General features: G+C 56.5%; 2 protein-coding genes and 3 pseudogenes. 1 reads left to right on the plus strand and 4 read right to left on the minus strand.

What is annotated here, in order from left to right:
* Positions 1–126 (plus strand): annotated as a pseudogene (locus tag FTT71_RS13085) (IS4 family transposase); the annotation flags it as partial.
* 197 nt (positions 127–323) lie between these two features.
* Here FTT71_RS13085 and FTT71_RS13090 read toward each other — a convergent pair.
* The 4 genes and pseudogenes from FTT71_RS13090 to FTT71_RS13100 form a co-directional block, all read right to left on the minus strand.
* Positions 324–1004 (minus strand): LysR family substrate-binding domain-containing protein, encoded by a 681-nt coding sequence (locus tag FTT71_RS13090; RefSeq protein WP_109354582.1) that lies wholly within the window; start codon positions 1002–1004, stop codon positions 324–326.
* 3 nt (positions 1005–1007) lie between these two features.
* Positions 1008–1307, minus strand: a pseudogene (locus tag FTT71_RS13400) (LysR family transcriptional regulator); the annotation flags it as partial.
* A 27-nt stretch (positions 1308–1334) separates the two neighbouring features.
* On the minus strand, positions 1335–2549 hold the full coding sequence (floR, locus tag FTT71_RS13095) for a chloramphenicol/florfenicol efflux MFS transporter FloR (RefSeq protein WP_000214122.1): 1215 nt from the start codon (positions 2547–2549) through the stop codon (positions 1335–1337).
* 247 nt (positions 2550–2796) lie between these two features.
* Positions 2797–2921: pseudogene (locus FTT71_RS13100) on the minus strand (DDE-type integrase/transposase/recombinase); the annotation flags it as partial.

Genomic DNA, 2921 nt, shown 5'->3' on the forward strand with positions numbered 1-2921 from the left:
AAGCAAACATGTAATCTTTCTTCTGCATCTAAAGCCTTGCCCATCAAGTGTTTACCACAATCATTTTATCGACGTATGCAGCGCTTCTTTGCAGGTCAGTATTTTGATTATCGTCAAATTTCTCAGTGTCATCACCAGAACGATGGTGATGACTACGGCGATCTGACCCCAAAGGATTCGGCCTCCGCGCAATGCAGGCTCCAGTCGGCAAAAGAGACGGAGCCGATCAGAGAGTAGGCAAAATCGGGACGGGCAACAGGAAAGAGGATGCCGGAGGGCTGCCGGATACTATCGGCGGCAAATAGGATGGATCGCCTGTGCCGTTATCGTGCCGGTCGAGTGCCATCCAGGAAACGATTGGGCGAATCGCCGTCACGCTTCATTTTGCCTGCGAGGTTGAGTAGATTTTTCAGTGCGGAGTTGCGATTGAACGGCGACCAGACGGCTGTAAAGGCAACCGGCTCCGGTTCATCGAGGAAGGGCAGGAAGACGATGCCGGTCGTCGGCAACAATGACGTTGCCTCGCCGACGATAGTGATGCCGAAGCCTTGTCCGACCATAGATAGCAGCGTGTCGCGCCCCACATCAAAGCGCCGGATCGACGGTGCGGGCCAACGCCCGGCAAGGCGCAGCACGATATGGTCATGGACCTGCGGGCCGGTGCCACCATAGCGAACAATGAAAGTCTCGCCGACCAGATCGGACCAAGTGATTGCGGACTGCCCGGCGAGGCGATGCCCATCCGATAGCACGGCCACCAGCGGTTCGGTCCAGATCGGTCGGGTATGGCAGTCGGGCATCTCGGGCTTGCCCGCGACGAACACCACGTCGAGCTGGTCAGCACGAAGCTGCATCACCGCATCGCGGGCTGTGCCTTCGGTGATCTCAACCTCAATGCCCGTATGTTCTTCCCGATAATGACGGATCAGCTCCGTGAGAAAGCTGCGTGGGATTAAGGCATGGATGCCGATGCGAAGCCGGCCGTATTCTCCTTGAGCTGTCATGCCTGCGGTCTTCACTGCGTGATCGAGTTGATCGACACCCGCCGTGACACGCTCCATGAAGTGCCTGCCTGCGTCTGTTAGCCGAACGCCCCGCGCATGGCGCTCAAATAGCAGGACACCAAGGTTATCCTCCAGCGCTTTCACACGCGCGCTGACGCTCGACTGGCTGATACCAAGTGCCTTGGCCGCATGCCGAAAATTCAGATGCTCGGCGACGGCGATGAACTGAACAAGGGAAATGAGCGGTATCCTGCCAGACAGGATACCGACATTCACGAGGTTTCGATGGTTAGTGCGCCGCATCGGAGCGGGCCTGCTACCAGTCGTCGGTTAGACGACTGGCGACTTCTCGGTGGCAGCCCCACGGAGCCGAAGGAGCACCAGCCCCAACGAAACCAGTACCGCCATCGCCGTGGCGTAACAGATCACGGGCCACGCTGTGTCACCGTTTAAAAGTGCCACCGCCAATGTCCCGACAATGCTGACTATCAGGCTTTGAACGCAGAAGTAGAACGCGACCGCTGATCCCGCGATGTCGTCGAACTCTGCCAAAGCGCCGTTCGCGGTAACGGACACCGTGAAGACAATACCGACCGCGACAACCCACATCGGTAGGATGAAGGTGAGGAATGACGGCGAGCCGTAAAGTTCGCCGATCCCCAACAGGACCGCTCCGCAAACAAGCAACGCCATCCCACGCGCCACGCATCCTGCGATGCCCCATCTGGCGACAAAGGACTTCGCGAAACGGGTTGTCACGATCATTACAAGCGCGACAGTGGCGAAGGCAAAGCTGAATCCGATCTCGGAATATTCCGCTTGGCCTATGAGCACACGGGGAGCCGTCGAGAAGAAGACGAAGTAGGTGCCCATACCGGCGCTAAAGCCGACAGTGTAAACCCAAAAAGCCGGACTCGCGAAGATCGGCAAGACAGATCGGCGCGTCTTGACTTGATCCAGAGGGCGGGTTTCGTGCCACCTGAAACCCGCATTTAGGAGTGCGAGCATCGCCAGTATAGCCAAAGTAATGAATATCGCCTGCCATCCCAAGAACTCGCCGATCAATACTCCGGCGATAGGGCCGAGCGCAGGCACGAACGCCAGCATCGAACTGAAAAGGCCGTAGATGACGACACCCTCAGGACGGTTGGCATAAACGTCGCGAACCGTCGCGAACGTCGCCACCAGCATGGCCGACGCGCCCACTGCTTGAAGTAGACGGAAAGCGACAAAGGCCGGTGCAGTTGAAGACCAAGCTGCTCCCAGAGACGCAATGACGAAAGCCGTTGCGCCCGCAAGTAGAATTGGCCGTCGCCCGATTCTGTCTGAGAGCGGACCAAAAATCACCTGGCCCACGCCGAGCATCACCATATAGAGGCTCAACGTGAGTTGGATCATAGCGGGCGTCGTGTTCAGGATGCCGGGCATCGCTGGAACGACAGGGAGATAAATATCCATCGCCAGTGAAGCGAGGATGTCGAAAGGAGCCATCAGCAGCAGTGCTGCCGGCAGCGTATAGGCCCACGCGGGGCGTGTGGTGGTCATGACGAATCAACCCTCGATTAAGGAATACCGGGCGACGTCTGCTCGTCAGCAATCAGATGAGACTAGCCTTACAGAGCGCCGCAACAACAATACTGGTTGTTGCGGCTTACTTGTCTGCTGACTTGGAATTTCCCATCTGATTACTCCACGCTTACGAATATGAATTGCTACATTTTATCCGATTATCTTTTGCTTTGCAATGCGGCATGGGCGCACTCAGCGTTCCAGCCCCCTCTGCCGCCCTAAATGCTTGCTCCAATGCATCGAGCACCATATCTGTATTCATCCGTGTCGATACTTTCCATCCAACAATTGCTCGTGAGAACACATCAATAATAAATGCAGTATAAACCCAGCCTGAATTTGTTTGAA

The organism is Acinetobacter sp. YH01004 (assembly GCF_013420455.1).
GTDB classification, from domain to species: domain Bacteria; phylum Pseudomonadota; class Gammaproteobacteria; order Pseudomonadales; family Moraxellaceae; genus Acinetobacter; species Acinetobacter towneri.

Coding starts and splice junctions, on each gene's coding strand:
- FTT71_RS13090 (WP_109354582.1), bottom strand. CDS start 1,004: ATGACAGCTCAAGGAGAATACGGCCGGCTTCGCATCGGCATCCATGCC.
- floR (WP_000214122.1), bottom strand. CDS start 2,549: ATGACCACCACACGCCCCGCGTGGGCCTATACGCTGCCGGCAGCACTG.